At 33.2% G+C, this 16,657-nt stretch carries 17 protein-coding genes and 1 riboswitch; of the genes, 1 reads left to right on the top strand and 16 read right to left on the bottom strand.

Annotated elements, in window-relative coordinates; genetic code table 11:
- Window positions 1-55: 55 nt before the first annotated feature.
- From ACFVR2_RS09150 to ACFVR2_RS09090, 13 genes are all read right to left on the bottom strand, one after another.
- A complete protein-coding gene (locus tag ACFVR2_RS09150) occupies window positions 56-337 on the bottom strand; it encodes a hypothetical protein (RefSeq protein ID WP_387360973.1) in 282 nt (93 codons plus the stop codon).
- 367 nt (window positions 338-704) lie between these two features.
- Entirely contained in the window at window positions 705-980 is a 276-nt protein-coding gene (locus ACFVR2_RS09145; protein WP_387360971.1) for a helix-turn-helix domain-containing protein, read from the bottom strand.
- A complete protein-coding gene (locus ACFVR2_RS09140; RefSeq protein WP_387360969.1) occupies window positions 977-1,300 on the bottom strand; it encodes an HTH domain-containing protein in 324 nt (107 codons plus the stop codon). The genes ACFVR2_RS09145 and ACFVR2_RS09140 overlap by 4 nt, the downstream gene beginning before the upstream one ends.
- A gap of 428 nt (window positions 1,301-1,728) precedes the next feature.
- Window positions 1,729-2,718, bottom strand: a complete 990-nt coding sequence (locus tag ACFVR2_RS09135; protein ID WP_387360967.1) for an aldo/keto reductase — start codon at window positions 2,716-2,718, stop codon at window positions 1,729-1,731.
- A gap of 48 nt (window positions 2,719-2,766) precedes the next feature.
- On the bottom strand, window positions 2,767-3,351 hold the full coding sequence (locus ACFVR2_RS09130) for a histidine phosphatase family protein (protein WP_387360965.1): 585 nt from the start codon (window positions 3,349-3,351) through the stop codon (window positions 2,767-2,769).
- A 263-nt stretch (window positions 3,352-3,614) separates the two neighbouring features.
- Window positions 3,615-4,571, bottom strand: coding sequence for an ATP-grasp domain-containing protein (locus ACFVR2_RS09125; protein ID WP_387360963.1), 957 nt, complete (start codon window positions 4,569-4,571; stop codon window positions 3,615-3,617).
- 15 nt (window positions 4,572-4,586) lie between these two features.
- Window positions 4,587-5,636, bottom strand: coding sequence for an LLM class flavin-dependent oxidoreductase (locus ACFVR2_RS09120; RefSeq protein WP_387360961.1), 1,050 nt, complete (start codon window positions 5,634-5,636; stop codon window positions 4,587-4,589).
- A 175-nt stretch (window positions 5,637-5,811) separates the two neighbouring features.
- A riboswitch (SAM riboswitch) is annotated at window positions 5,812-5,918 on the bottom strand.
- Between the two features lie 155 nt (window positions 5,919-6,073).
- Complete coding sequence (locus ACFVR2_RS09115) at window positions 6,074-7,165, bottom strand: Ger(x)C family spore germination protein (RefSeq protein WP_387360959.1); 1,092 nt, start codon at window positions 7,163-7,165, stop codon at window positions 6,074-6,076.
- The gene (locus ACFVR2_RS09110; protein WP_387360957.1) at window positions 7,162-8,253 is read right to left on the bottom strand and encodes a GerAB/ArcD/ProY family transporter; all 1,092 of its coding nucleotides are present in this window, start codon (window positions 8,251-8,253) and stop codon (window positions 7,162-7,164) included. Before ACFVR2_RS09110 ends, ACFVR2_RS09115 begins: the two co-directional genes overlap by 4 nt.
- A complete protein-coding gene (locus ACFVR2_RS09105; protein WP_387360955.1) occupies window positions 8,254-9,618 on the bottom strand; it encodes a spore germination protein in 1,365 nt (454 codons plus the stop codon).
- Window positions 9,619-9,800: 182 nt separating this feature from the next.
- Window positions 9,801-11,207: a flavin monoamine oxidase family protein gene (locus tag ACFVR2_RS09100; protein ID WP_387361734.1), complete on the bottom strand. Its 1,407-nt coding sequence runs from the start codon at window positions 11,205-11,207 to the stop codon at window positions 9,801-9,803.
- Window positions 11,208-11,545: 338 nt separating this feature from the next.
- The gene (locus tag ACFVR2_RS09095; protein WP_387360953.1) at window positions 11,546-12,313 is read right to left on the bottom strand and encodes an SDR family NAD(P)-dependent oxidoreductase; all 768 of its coding nucleotides are present in this window, start codon (window positions 12,311-12,313) and stop codon (window positions 11,546-11,548) included.
- Window positions 12,314-12,364: 51 nt separating this feature from the next.
- The gene (locus tag ACFVR2_RS09090) at window positions 12,365-13,114 is read right to left on the bottom strand and encodes an SDR family NAD(P)-dependent oxidoreductase (RefSeq protein ID WP_387360951.1); all 750 of its coding nucleotides are present in this window, start codon (window positions 13,112-13,114) and stop codon (window positions 12,365-12,367) included.
- 111 nt (window positions 13,115-13,225) lie between these two features.
- On the opposite strand from ACFVR2_RS09090, the gene ACFVR2_RS09085 reads away from it, so the two are divergent.
- Window positions 13,226-14,134: a LysR family transcriptional regulator gene (locus ACFVR2_RS09085; protein ID WP_387360949.1), complete on the top strand. Its 909-nt coding sequence runs from the start codon at window positions 13,226-13,228 to the stop codon at window positions 14,132-14,134.
- 197 nt (window positions 14,135-14,331) lie between these two features.
- Here ACFVR2_RS09085 and ACFVR2_RS09080 read toward each other — a convergent pair whose 3' ends face one another.
- From ACFVR2_RS09080 to ACFVR2_RS09070, 3 genes are all read right to left on the bottom strand, one after another.
- On the bottom strand, window positions 14,332-14,928 hold the full coding sequence (locus tag ACFVR2_RS09080) for a hypothetical protein (protein WP_387360947.1): 597 nt from the start codon (window positions 14,926-14,928) through the stop codon (window positions 14,332-14,334).
- 43 nt (window positions 14,929-14,971) lie between these two features.
- On the bottom strand, window positions 14,972-15,331 hold the full coding sequence (locus ACFVR2_RS09075) for an acetate--CoA ligase family protein (RefSeq protein ID WP_387360945.1): 360 nt from the start codon (window positions 15,329-15,331) through the stop codon (window positions 14,972-14,974).
- Between the two features lie 178 nt (window positions 15,332-15,509).
- On the bottom strand, window positions 15,510-16,649 hold the full coding sequence (locus ACFVR2_RS09070) for an acyl-CoA dehydrogenase family protein (RefSeq protein ID WP_387361732.1): 1,140 nt from the start codon (window positions 16,647-16,649) through the stop codon (window positions 15,510-15,512).
- Between the last annotated feature and the right edge of the window lie 8 nt (window positions 16,650-16,657).

The following is a 16,657-nucleotide window of genomic DNA, read 5'->3' as shown; positions in this document are numbered from 1 at the left end:
ACCCCTAACTTTAATAAGGTAGAGGCCTACTAATTTAGTATTAACATAACGCGATCTATATCGTTTTAAAAGCTTGTTTATAACCCTCAATTCCTCCATAATCTATTAGACCGATATTACCGCAATTTAAACATTTAAACGGGATCGTTCCTCCAAGTCCCATTGTTTGTGATAAATAAGGTTTATCTCTTACAGCTTCATATGATTTAATTTTATCCGCTAACTCGCCGACACCATTTGGATAATACTTACCATAAGACTGACTGGCTCCTTTATTTCCACAAACAAGACAAATTACATTCTCCTTGATCGTGTATAATTCAATAGACTTTTTCAAATCCAGTCTCTCCTTTTTGTATAAAGTGGTCTTTTTAATTTTAACTGAATAAAGTCTTTACCTACATAGATTATTAAATATATATACTAATTAATACTTAATAATCTAGAGCTAATAAATTGGTAGTGAAATTTTATAGCATAAAATACAAAAAAGCATCCTTTCTACTAGGGATGCCCATTAATCACTTTTGATAAAAATCAATAAAATAACCGATTCAAAATTTGCATGTCGTGCTTTCAGATCATCATGTGTTTTGTTAAACGCTGCGATCCATTCCAAAACAATCGCATCATACAATAGAAAACTAATCTGTTCAAATGTCGATCCCATTGGTTGAATGGAAGACTGATTTTGAATTTCTTTATTAGCAGCATTGATGAGCTCTCAGTAATTTATATTCCTGCTTATTTTCAATGGAAGAATCAACAATGATTTGATACCAACCACTCTTAGGTGTTACAAACGATAAGAAGTGAATTAACGCTCGTCTTATATCATTTTCATCACCCTTAATTTGATAACCTTGGTAACGTCCAGGCTCGATGCTTAGTTGAAGATCGCTTGCTTCATCTTTTAGTTTTTTTATATCTTCTAGGATTGTATTTCTACTTACCTGAAACAGCTCAATAAAATCATTCAAAAAAGTGGTCTCTCTTGAACTGCTATAAAGATAAAAATCCAAGCTCTTCTTTCATTAGGCGAATTTTCATAGTAAGGATAATCGCTTACAATTAATTGGGTTCTCAATTTCCCCTTTAAATTTTCATCAAGATAGAGTCCTTGTCCACGTACTTGACTCAACTTCGGATAACCACTCTCCTTTAACCAATCGTTAATCTTGGCTATATCATTGTAAATTTTACGATTTGAAACATTAAATGTTAGTGCAAGTTCTTGAACTGTTATATAAGAATCTCTTAGAACAAGCTGATTTAAAACCGCCAAACTTTTTCGATCCATTTTTTTGCCACCTCAAACATAAGTCTTAAAGCTAATTGATTATGTCTTACTTTAATTATAAGAAAACAGATTTAAAAAATAAGACCAAATGAGTCACTAAGTAATTTGCATAATTGTACTTTAGTAAATTAGTTACAAAAGTTCCTATCTATAATTTTGACTAGTGTAGAGTTTGTCATACTTTTTTTACTTTCTTCACTTAGGGAAAATGAAAGTTAAAACTACCAAAAACACTAGAATTACTGTAAATACAAAAAAGCCCAAACCTCTTTATACTTAGGTTTGAGCGTTCTCATCTTTACAATTCCATCTTACTTAGCTTAATAAAAGTTCACAAAGCTTAACATGAATACAATGTCTTTTTATCGTTTTTAATATATAAGTCTATTCAACGTCTATATTTACTAAAAATACACTTTTCACACTTATTAATTTGAACTTAAAGCACCAACTACCGAATGTGGAACATAAGGCTCTTCCAAATACGCAACTTCTTCAGCCGTTAAATTAACTGACAAAGCTCCAACAGAATCCTCAAGATGTGAAATTTTAGTAGCCCCAATAATTGGCGCTGATACTGGTTCTTTCTGCAGTAACCAAGCAAGTGCAATGTTTGATTTAGTTACTCCATGTTTTTCAGCAATCTCTGCAACACGTTCCACAACAAGTCGATCCGTATTTTCAGTTGCACCGTATTTAGATTTTTGAGTTTCATCCGTTTCAGATCTTAGCGTCGTATTTGACCAGTCACGTGTCAATCTTCCTGATGCAAGTGGGCTATATGGAATTACACCAATTTTTTCTTCTTTACATAGGGGTAACATCTCTCTTTCCTCTTCACGGTATATGAGGTTGAGATGATTTTGCATTGAGACAAATTTGGTCCAGCCATTTTTCTCTGCAACATGTAAAGCCTTTAAAAACTGCCATGCATACATAGCAGAAGCACCGATATATCTTACCTTTCCTGCCTTCACTAAATCATGAAGTGCCTCCATTGTTTCTTCGATTGGTGTGTTATAATCCCAGCGATGTATTTGGTATAAGTCCACATAATCTGTTCCAAGGCGTTTAAGACTTTTATCAATTTCGCTCATAATATGTTTTCGGGAAAGTCCTGAACCGTTGGGACCTTTATGCATAGGGAAATAAACCTTCGTAGCAAGAACAATTTCATCTCGATTGGCATAATCTTTTAAAGCTCTACCAACAAATTCTTCACTAGTACCATCTGAATAGACATTCGCCGTATCAAAAAAATTGATACCTAAGTCTAGTGCTTTTTTAATAATTGTACGGCTACTTTCCTCATCGATTACCCATGGATGGATCCAACGTTTTGCATCTCCAAATCCCATACAACCAAGGCAAAGTCTAGATATTTCTAATCCTGTATTCCCAAGCTTTGTGTATTCCATTTTACTTTCCTCACTTTCAATAATATGTAATCTATTAACCTAAAAAAACTATAGTTGGACTACTTCACTAAAATTATGGTTAATAATCTCAACTAATTTAAATTCCCTGTTCTCATATTCAAACTTCAAAATGCAACAATTTCCAATTCGATCTTGTTGTGTAACAGAGCTAGTATGTTCCCAGCACCTCATAAAATTTCTCAATGCAGCCCCATGAGAAACAGCTAATACTACTTCATTATCTTCATCCATTATTTTTTGACATGTAGTAGCAATTCGTTGTTGCAATTCTTTTTGGTCTTCTCCGCCAAACTTAACAAAGAAATCACCATACGGCAGTAGTGGATTTAAATCTTCACTTTCACCTTCAAACGTTCCAAAATTCCATTCTTTTAATCCTTTTAATCTTGTATACGGCAATTCTGTCACGATCTCCAACGTATCACTCGCTCTTTCTGATGTGGAACAATAGGCATGGTCAAAAATAATATTTTGTTCTTTAAAGTATTTCGCAGCAGCCTCTGCCTGTTTAATTCCTAATTCTGTTAGTGGTGAATCACACCACCCTTGAATCTTCCTTCTTTTATTAAATAATGTTTGCCCATGTCTCATTAAATAAAAAGTCTTTTTCATTTGTATCCCCCTTTTTGATCTTAAAAGTACATTTTAAAAATCAAGTAGTACGAATTCATTTGACCTTTTTTAGCCTCAAAATTTAATAACAACTTACAATCTAATATTATCAATATATTATTTTTAATCGTTAGCATATTCCTCTCAAATAATTGCCTATTACTCTTAGTTCAAGAAAAAATTTAACAAACTGAACAAAAAAAAACCCAAACCTTTGTTACGTGTAGGTCTGAGCTTTTTACCGTCATTCTAAATAGATTTTCTTAAGACGTTGCTGTTGTAGTGTATTTTTCTTCCAAAGTCTTCTTTAAAAATGAAGCTAATTCGAGCATTCCGAATTTTCCAGCTTTTTCTTCTGCATCTGAGTTATAGTTGGTATTTGTATTGATATCATAAGTAAAAATTGTACCATCAGCATTTCTGATAAATTCGATTCCGGCAACTTGAACATTATTTTTAGCTAGAACCTCTTTATATTTATTTATAATTTCGTCCTCAAAGCCTTCAATGATTTGGAATTTAGGCTTCTCTTCTACTTCTTCTCCAACTGGGCAGAACAAATCACCAATTTGGCACGCATCAGCTGGGCAAAGTTCAAAGCCTTCTGAAGTATCAACTTTAACTGCATAAACAAAGTTTCCACCTACAAATTCACAACGAGTGATGTAGCTTTCAGGTGATTGGATGTATTCTTGAATCAGTGTAATACCATCGACTGGTTCCTCAAAAGTCGGTCCTTCCACATAAGCTGTTAAAGCATCGATACTATGGAATAGTTGAACCCCTAAGCCTTTACCAGCACGATTATGCTTCGTAATAAATGATTGTCCAGCAAAGCTATTAGCTGCCTTAATAATGTTTTGCTTTCCAACTGCTGCGATCGTTTTAGGAGTCTTCACACCATACTTGTTTAGCTCTAAATATTGTAAAACTTTACTAACTTCTAGCTTTAAGGCATTTGTTCCATTTAACACTGTACGACCATGTGCTTCAAGCCAAGCTAATACTTGCCCCGTAAATTCAGCTGCAAAACGATGATCACGAGTATGAGACGAAGCACTCATTCGGCTATAAAAGATCCCTTCTGGTGGTGCTGTTGATAAATCTACCGTACCTTCGTCTAAATGCCATTCCTCATAAGGAACGCCAAGCTCCTCTAATCTTTTTGTTAAATGCACAGTCCACTCACTATTTTCATGAATTACGTATACTTTGCTCATCTTTAAATCCCCTTTCTAGTTCTTTATTAAACTACGTTTTTGTTCTACTAATGGCATAACTTGCTGTGAAAAGCGTTCCATTTCCTCAAGTTGAGGTGAAAATTGTAATAATAATAAGTCTAAGCCAGCTTCTTCATATTGTAAAATTCGGTCTGCAATTTGCTCTGGTGTTCCTACTAGATTTGGTCTAAGACCACGATTTGAAACTGAGTAATCTTGTAATTGGATTTGTTGCTCTAATTGTGATTTTGTAGTGAAGTCTTTAAAGCCTGCATAACCGCTTGAATCTTTCACAGTCGTAATTTTTTCTAGCTCAGCCAAAGCCTCTTCTTCTGTATCTCTACAAATAACATAAGCAGCCATACCAAAAGACCTTAATGGTGCATTGCCAGTTTGTTCACGGCGTACCTTCATATCTGTTACTTTCTGATTAATTTCTTCAACTGTTCCACCGTGCATAACATATGCATCGCACTTTTCTACAATGGTTTGCTTTCCTTTTTCACTTTCTCCACCTGCATAAAGAATCGGATTTGGTCTCTGAACAGGTTTTGGAGCAAGCTTCGTATCCTGTAAGTCGTAAAATTTACCTGAATAATTGAATGTTTCTTCTGTCCATAAGCCTTTAAGGACATCAATAAACTCCTCTGTACGAGCATAACGCTCATCATGTTCAGTAAAAATACCGCCATATTGACGAGCTTCTTCTGCCCACCATGCAGAAACGACGTTTAGCGTAAAACGACCGTTACTGATTTGATCAATATTCGCAGCCATTTTTGCTGTTACTGCAGGATTATGAAAACCTGGACGGATCGCAGTCATAATTTCGATTTTTTCCGTTACTGCAGCAAGCGCCGCTGCTGTTGACCAAGCTTCAAGTGAATCATGCTCCGGCCCTTTAATGTCGTTTAAATATAATTCAGCTATTAAAGTAGTCGAGTATCCCCATTTTTCAGCTGATTGAATGACCTCTTTAGCATATTCAAATGTTGGTGGCATGCTTTCGTCATCCACATTACGTAACCATCCTCCAAAAATCGGTAACCAAAAACCATATTTCATTTCTATTCTCCCCTTTATGATTAAAATTGTCTAGTTTTCGCATTGGTTAAGTTGGGTTTATTATTAATAAAATGCATCTCAAAACCAAAGTACTAAGGTTATGTTAACCTCCTATGTAAATAAATAAGAAAAAGCCTCTTTCATTCAGAAAGAGGCATCGGAAACAATTGTTTTCGACTTATCTATCAGAATGATTTCATTCTGCAGGAAGTGGCACCGTTCCTTCATAAGGAGGTTGCCGGACGTCATAGGGCCTGATCCCTCGGTCACTCTCGATAAGTTTGTGTTATGTAATTTCATTAACTGAATCATAAATCCTAGTAAACAGATTGTCAATAAAGGAATTTAAACATTTTTATCAAAAAAGCGCTTTTACCCTAGTATTTATTTGAAAAAATAAAATTTTAAAATTATTTATTTAACATAGATCTAAAAATTTAATACATGGTACCAGTACCCTTTAGATTAACTTCAGATTTTACTCGAAATTCAAGTTTCGGATAAATTTCTTTCCACTTATTTATTTCTTTTTTTGTCATTCCGTATTTTGCTTGAAAGTTTAACCCAAGTCCAAGTGGATCAACATTTAATTCCTGTAGACGCTCTAGAAATTTTTTTGTTCTTGAGCTCATAATGATTGATGCTTTTTTCTCATACTCTTTCAATTCTCTATCTTGATGTAGTGTCTTATTAGATTCCTCAATAAATCCTTTTACCTTTATATGAACGTCTAGATATGGCTTTTTATTTTTAGGCATAACAATTTTCATGTCAGTTTTCGTATTTTCAGCACTTATGTAAAATTGATTTTTTCCTTTTCCAACATTAATTAATGTTGTTACTTTGGGATTTAAGAGCACATTAAGCATCCTTGTTTCATCACGATTTAATACTGCTTTAAATTTTGTTCCTTTAAAAACTGCGGAAGTATTAATTTTAAAGGAACTATCGAACGGTTCAATAATAGGTAAATATGGATCTATACCGTTTTCTATCAATCGCATATAATAATCATTAAGTATCTCTGACATTACATATGGTGACCTATTTGATTCTTCATTAAAAGCTAACACAACAGCGTTACCCGCTAATCTCTCTGATTTAACCCTCCATGATAAAGCTTCTTTTGCAGAAGGTTCTCCTACAGCTACATAAGCAACACCTTGAATATCTGGCCGTTTAATAAACCACTTCATCAAATCAATTTGGTTTTCAACTAGTAGCTCTTTATCGATAACGATTACCCTACATTGAGCAAAATCTAATTTTTTATCTACTAAAGATTGGATTATTCTAATGGCCTCAGAAACTGAAGTTGATTTTTGAGAAATAATTTGAAAATTAGACTTTCCCGCTCCAATTTGTGCTGATGGGATGGCTAATTTCACTGACACAAGGTAGACGCCATTTTCATCTGTATGATCGATTCCTATCGCTACGACAAAAAAACGTTTATCAACATCGAGTAATTGGCAACCAGACATAAAACTTAATTCCATAATTAACAACAACGTTAAAATACGGTTCATGCTCTTTGCCTCCGTGATAAGAAAAAAATTGACACTACTAACATGCCTTCAGCAGGAAAACGGATATTTTGCCATATTTTAATCAGATCAAATAATTCTCTTTCGTTCGTAAATGTCTGCAGTGTCATCGTAACGGCTCCAAAAAATAGAAAGATCATATATCCATAAAATTTCCTTTTTTTAGCAGGTTTCAAATTATAATAAAAAAACATTCCTTCAAATAGTTTTAAACCAACATGCCATGTTAATATGCTAAATAATAGTGACAACAAAAGGAATATATAAAGCATCAAATATAGCACTCTTTCGATAAACCCATATTCCATTCTTAGAGAATCAGTTATGAAGACCCAAGGAAACACTACATCATTAATCCCTTTCACACCTAAAAAAGCAATTGGGACGAAAAATGTAAAACTAATTACAACGAATCCGATTAAAGGTAAAATCCACAGAAATTTAACAACCTTTTTCGTTTCAAGATAACGATTGATGATCGCTAGATTTATATAGCCTGTAAAAAAATAAGTAGCAGCTGAAATAGAACTATAGTTAGGCATTTGCCAAAAATAATGGAGTATTCTTTTAATATGGACGAAATAAAAATAATTGCTTGCCAAAGCTTTATAAACGATAAAAAAAACAACTGGAGTAGCTACAAGTACCATTATTTCAATAACGTTGAGGATTGATTTTGTATAACAATTTGCGCCATAAATAACAATAACTAGAAAAAAAGCTAAAACATATCCCATATTTAACTCAGTATTTAAATACAGTACAGTAATATATGTGAAAGAAATTAAAACAAATGCCCCTGCAGCCAACCACATTACGCCTAAAAATGCTAAGTAAATGTTTTTAACAAGTTTAGGTAGTCTATTGTTAAAAATTTCGGGCAATCCTTTATTAGGAAATTTACTTATTCCAATCGTAAACAAATAAATAAATATTCCACCAATCAAAACACTTAACACCATAGATATAATTGACCCATTAAAACGCTCGCCAATTAAAATCATTGGTACATTGATAATGATATTCAACATCATTGTTAGCAGTACAGTATAGTAAAAGTGACGGGTCAACTAGCTTTGCCCCCCCTTTGGGTTCTCAGTTATCGTTTCAATTTTATCGGAAGATCCCCATTCAATCGCTAAAAAAGGAGTCCCAAAGCTTCGCTTATTAGCAAAATAACAGATAAGTACAAGCATACCTCCAACTAATCCGACCAACCCAAATAGAGTTGCTAATATAATCAGTGGGTATCTAATACATCGAATTGAGAAACTCATTGCACTGATTGGGACCGTAAAATTAGAAATGGCAACAAATGCAGTAATAATAATCATGATGGAACTTACAAGTTGTGCTTGTTGTGCAGCTTGACCAAGTATAAGTCCACCAACAGTCGTAGCAGTTGGGCCAATTACTCGTGGTAGTCTAATACTAGCTTCAACTAACATTTCAACAGCTAACATCATAAAAAGCACTTCAAAAAATGATGGATAAGGAACTCCTGCCCTACTACCTGCAATCGTCAAAGTAAGTTGGGACCTTAATATTTCCGGGTTATACGAGGTAATTGCAATATAAAAAGCAGGTAACACCAATGTTATAATAAGGGCAATATATCTTATTGATTGCAAAAGTTTTTTTATCCAGAAAGAATGATATAAGTCATCCATTGAAGCTATAAAATCAAAAAATACAGTAGGCGTAATCAAAGTAAATGGCGTTCCATCCATAACAATAATAACCTTACCTTGGGCAAGATTTAAAACAGTTCGATCAGGTCTTTCTGTTATCATCATGGTAGGAAATAAATGAATCTTTTTATCAGAAAGTTTCCTTTCTAATTGACCAGCTGCTTGTATTACATCCACCTTTACCCTCTTAAGACGACTTTTTAATTCATCAATTACCTTTTTATCTGCATAATTAGAATCATAAAGTATTGCTATATTTGTTTTTGTGATTGTTCCAACTGTTTGATACTCAATGCTTAATTTATTGGAAGGATATCTTTTACGAATTATCGCTATATTTGTACTGAGGTCATGTGAAAAAGCTTTTTGTGGTCCTTGAACTGATGTTTCTACTGAAGCTTCTTCAGATTGAGTATTCATAGCACGAATTGCATTAAAAGAATAGATCCCATTCGATATGAAAATTAACACGTTACCAGAAATTATATATTCCCCTAAATACCTTTTGTTTTGAATCGACTCACAATTAGATAGGGAGAGTATGTGTAACAGAAATTTACTTTCTTTATCACAAAGCATAAGTGGTTGGATGATATCAGTTTTTATTTTATCCGCGTCACATAGATCTTGAAGATAGATCAAACAAATTTGTTGTTCATAATATTCAAATGAATGGACAATTAAATCTTTTGCTCCCTCAAATTCTTGCTTAAGCGCATTTATTACTGCAAGTTGACTTCTCATCTTATGCTTCCCTCCTTTTATTTCTTTTCATATTTTTTTAGTATGTCAAATTAATGTATATCCATTCTATTCAAATTCCTGTTTTTCCCTTTTCGAGATATCAGATTCATACTTTTTTACTTTTTCATGAACTCTACATAAACACTAAATAACCCAACGAGTCGTTGGGTTAGATAAAATCCTTATAAATTATTAATTTCATTAGCAGTCCGAACTCCTGCTTCAATTGCCCCTTGCATCCACCCAGGAGTAGATGATGCATGTGAACCCCCAAAATGAATTCTTCCTTCTGGTGAACTAATATAGGGACCGAGCTCTTTTTGTTGATTCGGTTTATACATAACAAATGCACCACCGGAAAATGAAAATTGTGTCCAACTCTGCGAATAACCTACTAAAAATTCTTTATAAACCACATCACCAAAAATGATTGAAAGATTAGCTAATGCTTTATCAATGCGAGTATTATTTTTCATATTATCCCAAATTGCTGCATCGTCCCCCCAAGTGTAACTGGCGATAATTACGCCTGTTTCTTTTCCAAAATCATGACTAGGGAAATAGGAAGACTTAATAGGTAAATCAGTAACTAATTTCCCCCAAAAGATACCAAGCTTTTCCCAAAACCTCGTTTTAAACTGTATAGCAATCTTGGTTGAATCCGCGTAATGTAGTTCTCTTATAACCTTCCATTTTTTATATGAAATAGACTCATAAGGAAGAATTTCTACAAAGTTTAATAAAGAATAAGGAATTGTTGAAATAACATAATCACATTCATGTTGACTTTGCCTATTAAGAACTTCATTTTCTGAATAAAGGATTACCTTTGTATCTTCTTGTATAATTTTACTTACTCTTTCATTAAGCATAATATTGTCCTTTAATTGAGGTAAAAATGCTCTTATAAGGAAGTCAGTTCCACCTGTAACTTCATATAATTTTAAGTTTGGTGTTATAAGTATAAGTACTTCTCTTAGTATTGCAGTAAATGATAGTTCTGGAAAACCTTCTATACCGATCATTGAATTAATCATATCAATTGCCCCTGAAGATAGAGAATTTCCGAAAGGATTAAATCTTAAAAAGTTTTCCATAGAGTAGTGATCAAACTTATCAATAACAATATCCCAATTTTTTGTTGGATCCTGTCTTATAAACTCTACCAAAGGACCAATTGCAGATTCGAGTAATTCTATAGCGCTTTTTCCTTTTTCATTTGGTGCGACAGGATAGTTTAATATATCCGGATCCATCTCGTAACTTTTTACATTTGTTAATATATTATTGACGTAAATTAAATCATTTGGCGTACTATTGATAAATTCATTTACTTTTAAATTAAATTTATTTATATATGCAAATGTTAAATGGTGAAATGATGGGATAGCACCAAGTTCAGTATACTGGTAGTCAAGAAAGGGTTCTCTTTTTGTATAAATCCGTCCACCAATTCTTTTATTTGCCTCGATAATCGTAACTTGGTGCCCTGCTTCTTTCAAAAGTGATGCACTAACTAAACCAGATATACCTCCACCAATAATGGTTACTCTCTTTGGTGAATTTGTTTTAGCTAATCCATTTTGGATTAGCTAAAGCATTTCCTCCATTGAAAGGACTTCTCGAACCAAAGGATACCATCTCATTTTGAAAAAAAGATTATCTTATAAACACTATTCGATTTCAAGTGAATGTAGAATTTAAACATGTATTTTGTGTAGATCTAAATAAAGCTAACCTTAGCTTCGTAATGAATGATTACTTGAAGAACTATAACGAGTATATAAAGAAAAAGATGTACTAGAATGATCCGTACATAACTAAAGAAAGTACACTTAAACACAACTGATCACAGTTATATCTAAAGTGTACTTTCAATTCGAATGGACATTTTTATAGATGGTCTAAATAATTAACTGAATATTAATTAGTATTCAGCATGTGCTTTAAAACCAGTAAGACCATCATCTAACATAACAGTACTTCCATTTACAACATTTGCTTCTTCCATTGCTAATAAACAAACCATCCCTGCTATATCATCTGGTTCAATAAACTCTTTTCTCATTTGGAAATTTTTATATAAATCTTCTACACCTTTTTCTTTTAATACATGAGTGATTGGTGTTCTAACAAAACCAGGAGCTACACAAACAACGCGGATTCCATATGGAGCAAGGTCAAGAGCTGAAGTTTTTGTCATCATCACAACCGCCCCTTTAGAAGCATTGTAAGCTAGTGCTCCTCTATTTGCTAGATAGCCATAAACTGAGCCATTATTAATGATGACACCTTTTACACCAAGCTCAATCATTTTTTTACTAGCAAATGCGATACCGTAAGCCACTCCATGTTGATTTACAGCAATAACTTTTTGGTAAGTTTCTTCATCAAATTCATTTATTAGATTCGTTGCACCAATACCAGCATTATTAAACATTACGTTGATTGTTCCATAAGTTTTAACTGTAAAATCTACTAAAGACTCTACTTCAGCAAATTTAGTAGTGTCTACCTTGAATGCAATAGCTTCTCCACCCAATACTTTAATTTGTTCTACTGTTTCAATTGCTCCAGCTTCGTTAAAGTCAGCTACGACAACCTTTGCACCTTCTTTTGCATATTTCAATGCAGTTGCTTTTCCAATTCCAGAAGCTCCACCTGTAATAACTGCAACTTTATCTTTTAATAACATATATTTCCCCCCCCCCATTTAACATAGTCTATATTTGTAAAATGAAATGCTTTAAGCTGTCATTCCACCGTCAGCGACCATTTCTGTTCCAGTAATAAAGCTAGACTCATCAGATGCAAGGAATAGTACTAAGTTTGCGATTTCCTCAGGAGTACCTAGTCGTTTTAAAGGAATTGTTTTTGCTAATTGTTCATTAGATGCGTTAAGACTAGATGCTAGATCTGATCCCATAGCTGTTTCAATTACACCTGGGTGAATCGAGTTTACACGAATTTGATCAGCAGCAACTTCTTTAGCCAAATCTTTTGTCATTATACGTACAGCGCCTTTACTTGCACCATATAAAGTTGCATTAGCAGTACCTTTTAATCCGGCAATTGAAGAAGTATTAATGATTGATCCACCTTTTTGTTCACGCATAAATGGTACAGTGTGCTTCATACCTAAGAAAACACCTGTTACATTTATACCAAGTAAGCGATTCCATTCTTCTGTTTCATATTCAGTAACAGGTTTTGAACTAAAAATACCTGCATTATTGAATAAAATATCAATTGAACCGAAATTTTTCTTTGTTTCATTTACAACATTAATCCAATCCGTTTCTAGCTGTACATTATGTTTAATGAAAACGACATAATCAGAAATCTTCTTCATTTCGTCTAATGTTCTATTACCTGCTTCTTCATTAATATCTGTAAATACAACTTTAGCGCCTTGTTCTAAAAACTTTTGAACAGTCGCTTTTCCAATCCCGTTAGCTCCACCTGTTACGATTGCTGTTTTATTCAATAATCTCAATCAAAACATCCCCTTTATATGATTTCGTTTTTATTTTAGCAGTATTTTTTGTTAAGATATATTTAAACATTTTTATATATCCATTAGCTGAACTAATGGAAAGGAGAAATAATGAATATAGATCAAATACAATATGTAGTAGAAGTAGCTAAAACGAAATCAATCACAACAGCTTCAAATAATCTACATGTTACTCAATCTGCAATTAGCCAATCGATTTCTAACTTAGAAACCGAATTAGGTATTAAATTATTTACAAGATCTAGAAACGGTGCCGTACCAACACCAGAAGGGAAAAATATAATTTTAAAAATGTTAGACGTCATTTCGTCACTAGAGGAAATTAAAGAAGAAGCCAACAATCAAAATGGAATCACTGTTGGAGAACTTAGAATCGCAGCAATCCCTATTGGAATGGAAATTTTAATTAATACAATCTCAAATTTTAAAAAGGATTATCCGAATGTTCAAATCCAAATTTCCGAAAAAGGATCCGGCGATATATTAAATGATCTTCATCAGAATAAGGTGGATATTGGATTGATTGGATTAAATGAAAATATGGATAAAAAAAATGCAGGACTAATCTTCACAAAAATTTGGGAGGGTCATATTGTCGTTTTTGTTGGTAAGAACTCTCCATTATCTTCATTTAAAAAGGTTCCTGCCAAGGAGTTGTTAAAGTATCCATTCGTACTATATAACGAGGAATATGTAAACGAATTTGTAGATCATTTCAATCAATCAATCGGTAAAATTGATGTATGGTTTAAAACCAATAATACTAGTGCATTAACAAGAGCATTAAAAGATAATTTAGCAATTTCAGCAGGCTATGACCTTTCATTCATAGGACTTCCCAATAATGAAAAGCATGAACTATCCCTTCTTGAAATTGAAGATTTTGTTCAAGATTCAAAATCTGTCGGTTGGATTCAAAAAGAAACGAAAAGCAATTCTCTTATTTCAAAAGAATTTATCAATCGGTATATTACTGAATTTCAGAAAAGAAATTTTTAGCTTCAATAAACGTTACTCTCACTTCTTTTTTGCTGTTAAAAACCATAAAAAAAGACCCAAACCTATATTGGTTTAGGTCTTCTCATTCTTGAAATCTAGTTTGTAAAATTAAAGAACAATTGACTAACATAACGGTTTAGTAGGGTTCCATTTATTAGCCTAACTCTCTTCAACTAAATTATAATCAATTTATCTGATCAAGAATTAGTTTGATTATTAATGCGATAAATATTATTTACTTGTGTGATTAACAAACGAACACGATCTTCCATACGATGATTGATCTTTTGATGACTAAATCTAAATTTGTTTAAATAATTATCTGTAACAACAGACCATTCATTACTTCTTTCAATTACATAATCAATGTACGATTCACTATTTTCTTTCAAATTCTTTTCTACTTTATCAATCAAATCAAATGATGAATTTAATGGAGTTAACATCATTTTTTCTAATTTACGATTTGTTCCATCAGCTGGTTGCTCGATCATTTCTGTATCAGATGATTCATTTGTTTTTTCAATCTTGTTTTTGAATCGTTTCACGATAGAACGATTATTCATATTACTGACATCAATTAAAAAAGCTTTTAATGTTTCACGATATTCTTCATTAAACTTTGTTGTTTTGTCTAATGTATCTACAATCCCTCTTAATCTTTGCTCACGACGTCTTCTTGAAATTGATAAAGAGTTTTCATATTGATCCCACAATGTTTCAAAAAATGGATCTAAAAAATATTGTTCCTCTGTTTTTTTGTTTTCCTTTGGTTTATTTACTTTTTGACTCATTTTTTCTCCTCCTTTATTCTTTGAACTGCCAGTGTAATTTTGATCATTTCGACAAGAAATTCTGCCTACTGTATAATTTTTTTATCAGTACTCCATCAATACTAACTTTAGGAAATCTTTCTATTACTTCTTTCATCATTTCACTATAATTTTTTCTAAGTTCGTTTTCATTTTGAATATTGGATTTTACGATTCCATCAGCTAAATCCAAATGAAATTCCTTTGTTAACATTTTCATCACCACAGGATATCCTATCTGTTTCGCTGCTTGACAGGCCTCATCTTCAAATTCGATTCGAAATTCATCATCAAACTGCCCATTACAAATCTGTAACTCCTTCTTCCTTTTCAAATTTATTTTTTCAAGGAAATTCTCATTATTTGGTCGTTCTATATTCTTCATGTTAGCTTTATTCTCCTACCTAATCTAATTTGGAATTATTTATTTGTTTTATTAAATAAATCCTAAAATTAATAAAACTTCATTAGGAATACAATTTACGGACTATAAGATTAACAACTTATCCGTTCACTGAGGAGTAAAACTTTAACAACCTCTAAAGGTATTACCAACTTTAATGTTAGTCCCGTAAAATGTGATTACCGATAATCATACGCTGTATTTGGTTTGTCCCCTCATAAATTTGGGTAATTTTTGCATCTCGCATCATTCTCTCTACTGGATAATCCTTTATATATCCATATCCTCCTAATAACTGAACGGCATCAGTAGTAACCTTCATTGCTACATCTGACGCGAAACATTTTGCCATTGAGGAATAAGGTGCTATATTGTTTTCATTTCGATCGATCATACTAGCAGCCTTATAAACAAGTAATCTGGCAGCTTCAATTTGCATTTTCATGTCTGCTAGCATCGATTGGACCATTTGAAAACTAGCGATCGATTTTCCAAATTGTTTTCGTTCTTTCACATAATTAACAGAGTAATCAAATGCACCTTTTGCAATCCCAACTGCTTGCGCTCCTACAACTGGTCTAGTTTCGTTAAACACATTCATAAGAATCTTAAATCCTTCACCTTCATGACCTAGTATGTTATGTCTTGAAACCTTTACATCCTCTAAAAATACTTCTCTTGTCGTAGATCCTCTAATGCCCATTTTGTCTTCTTTTTTCCCAAACCTTAAGCCAGGTGAATCTTTTTCTACAACAAATAAGGTAATTCCATTTGTTCGATCTTGTGATGTACGCGTGACAAACACATAAATTTCAGAGTCACCTGCGTTCGTAATAAAAACTTTTTGTCCATTTAAAATATACTCGTCTCCATATCTTTTAGCAGTTGTTGTAGCACTTGCTACATCAGAGCCTGCACCAGGTTCAGTAATACCAAAGGATCCGAGTATTTCACCTTTGGCAAGCGGAGTGACATATTGCTTCTTTTGTTCATTTGTCCCTGCAATTAAAAAAGGTGCAATCGTTAACGCCTGTGTAGATAAAGCAACGGATGTAGATGCGCAAGCAGCTGCTACCTCTTCAATCGTCGCAACATGACTTAGCATATCCCCTCCGGAACCACCAAACATTTCAGGTACATTTACACCAAATAATCCATTCTGTGCTAACATTCTGATGTTGTCCCATGGTGTTTCGCCTAAACGGTCTACTTCAGCAGCCTTTGGTTCAAAGTGAGTTTTCGCTATTTTTCGAGCTACTTCTTGTATCATTTGTTGCTCTACTCCAAGAATCAACCGGATCCCTCCCT

This window comes from Gottfriedia sp. NPDC057991 (genome assembly GCF_042886615.1).
Classification (GTDB): Bacteria; Bacillota; Bacilli; order Bacillales; family Bacillaceae_G; genus Gottfriedia.
This window is presented reverse-complemented; position numbering and strand designations above follow the sequence as displayed.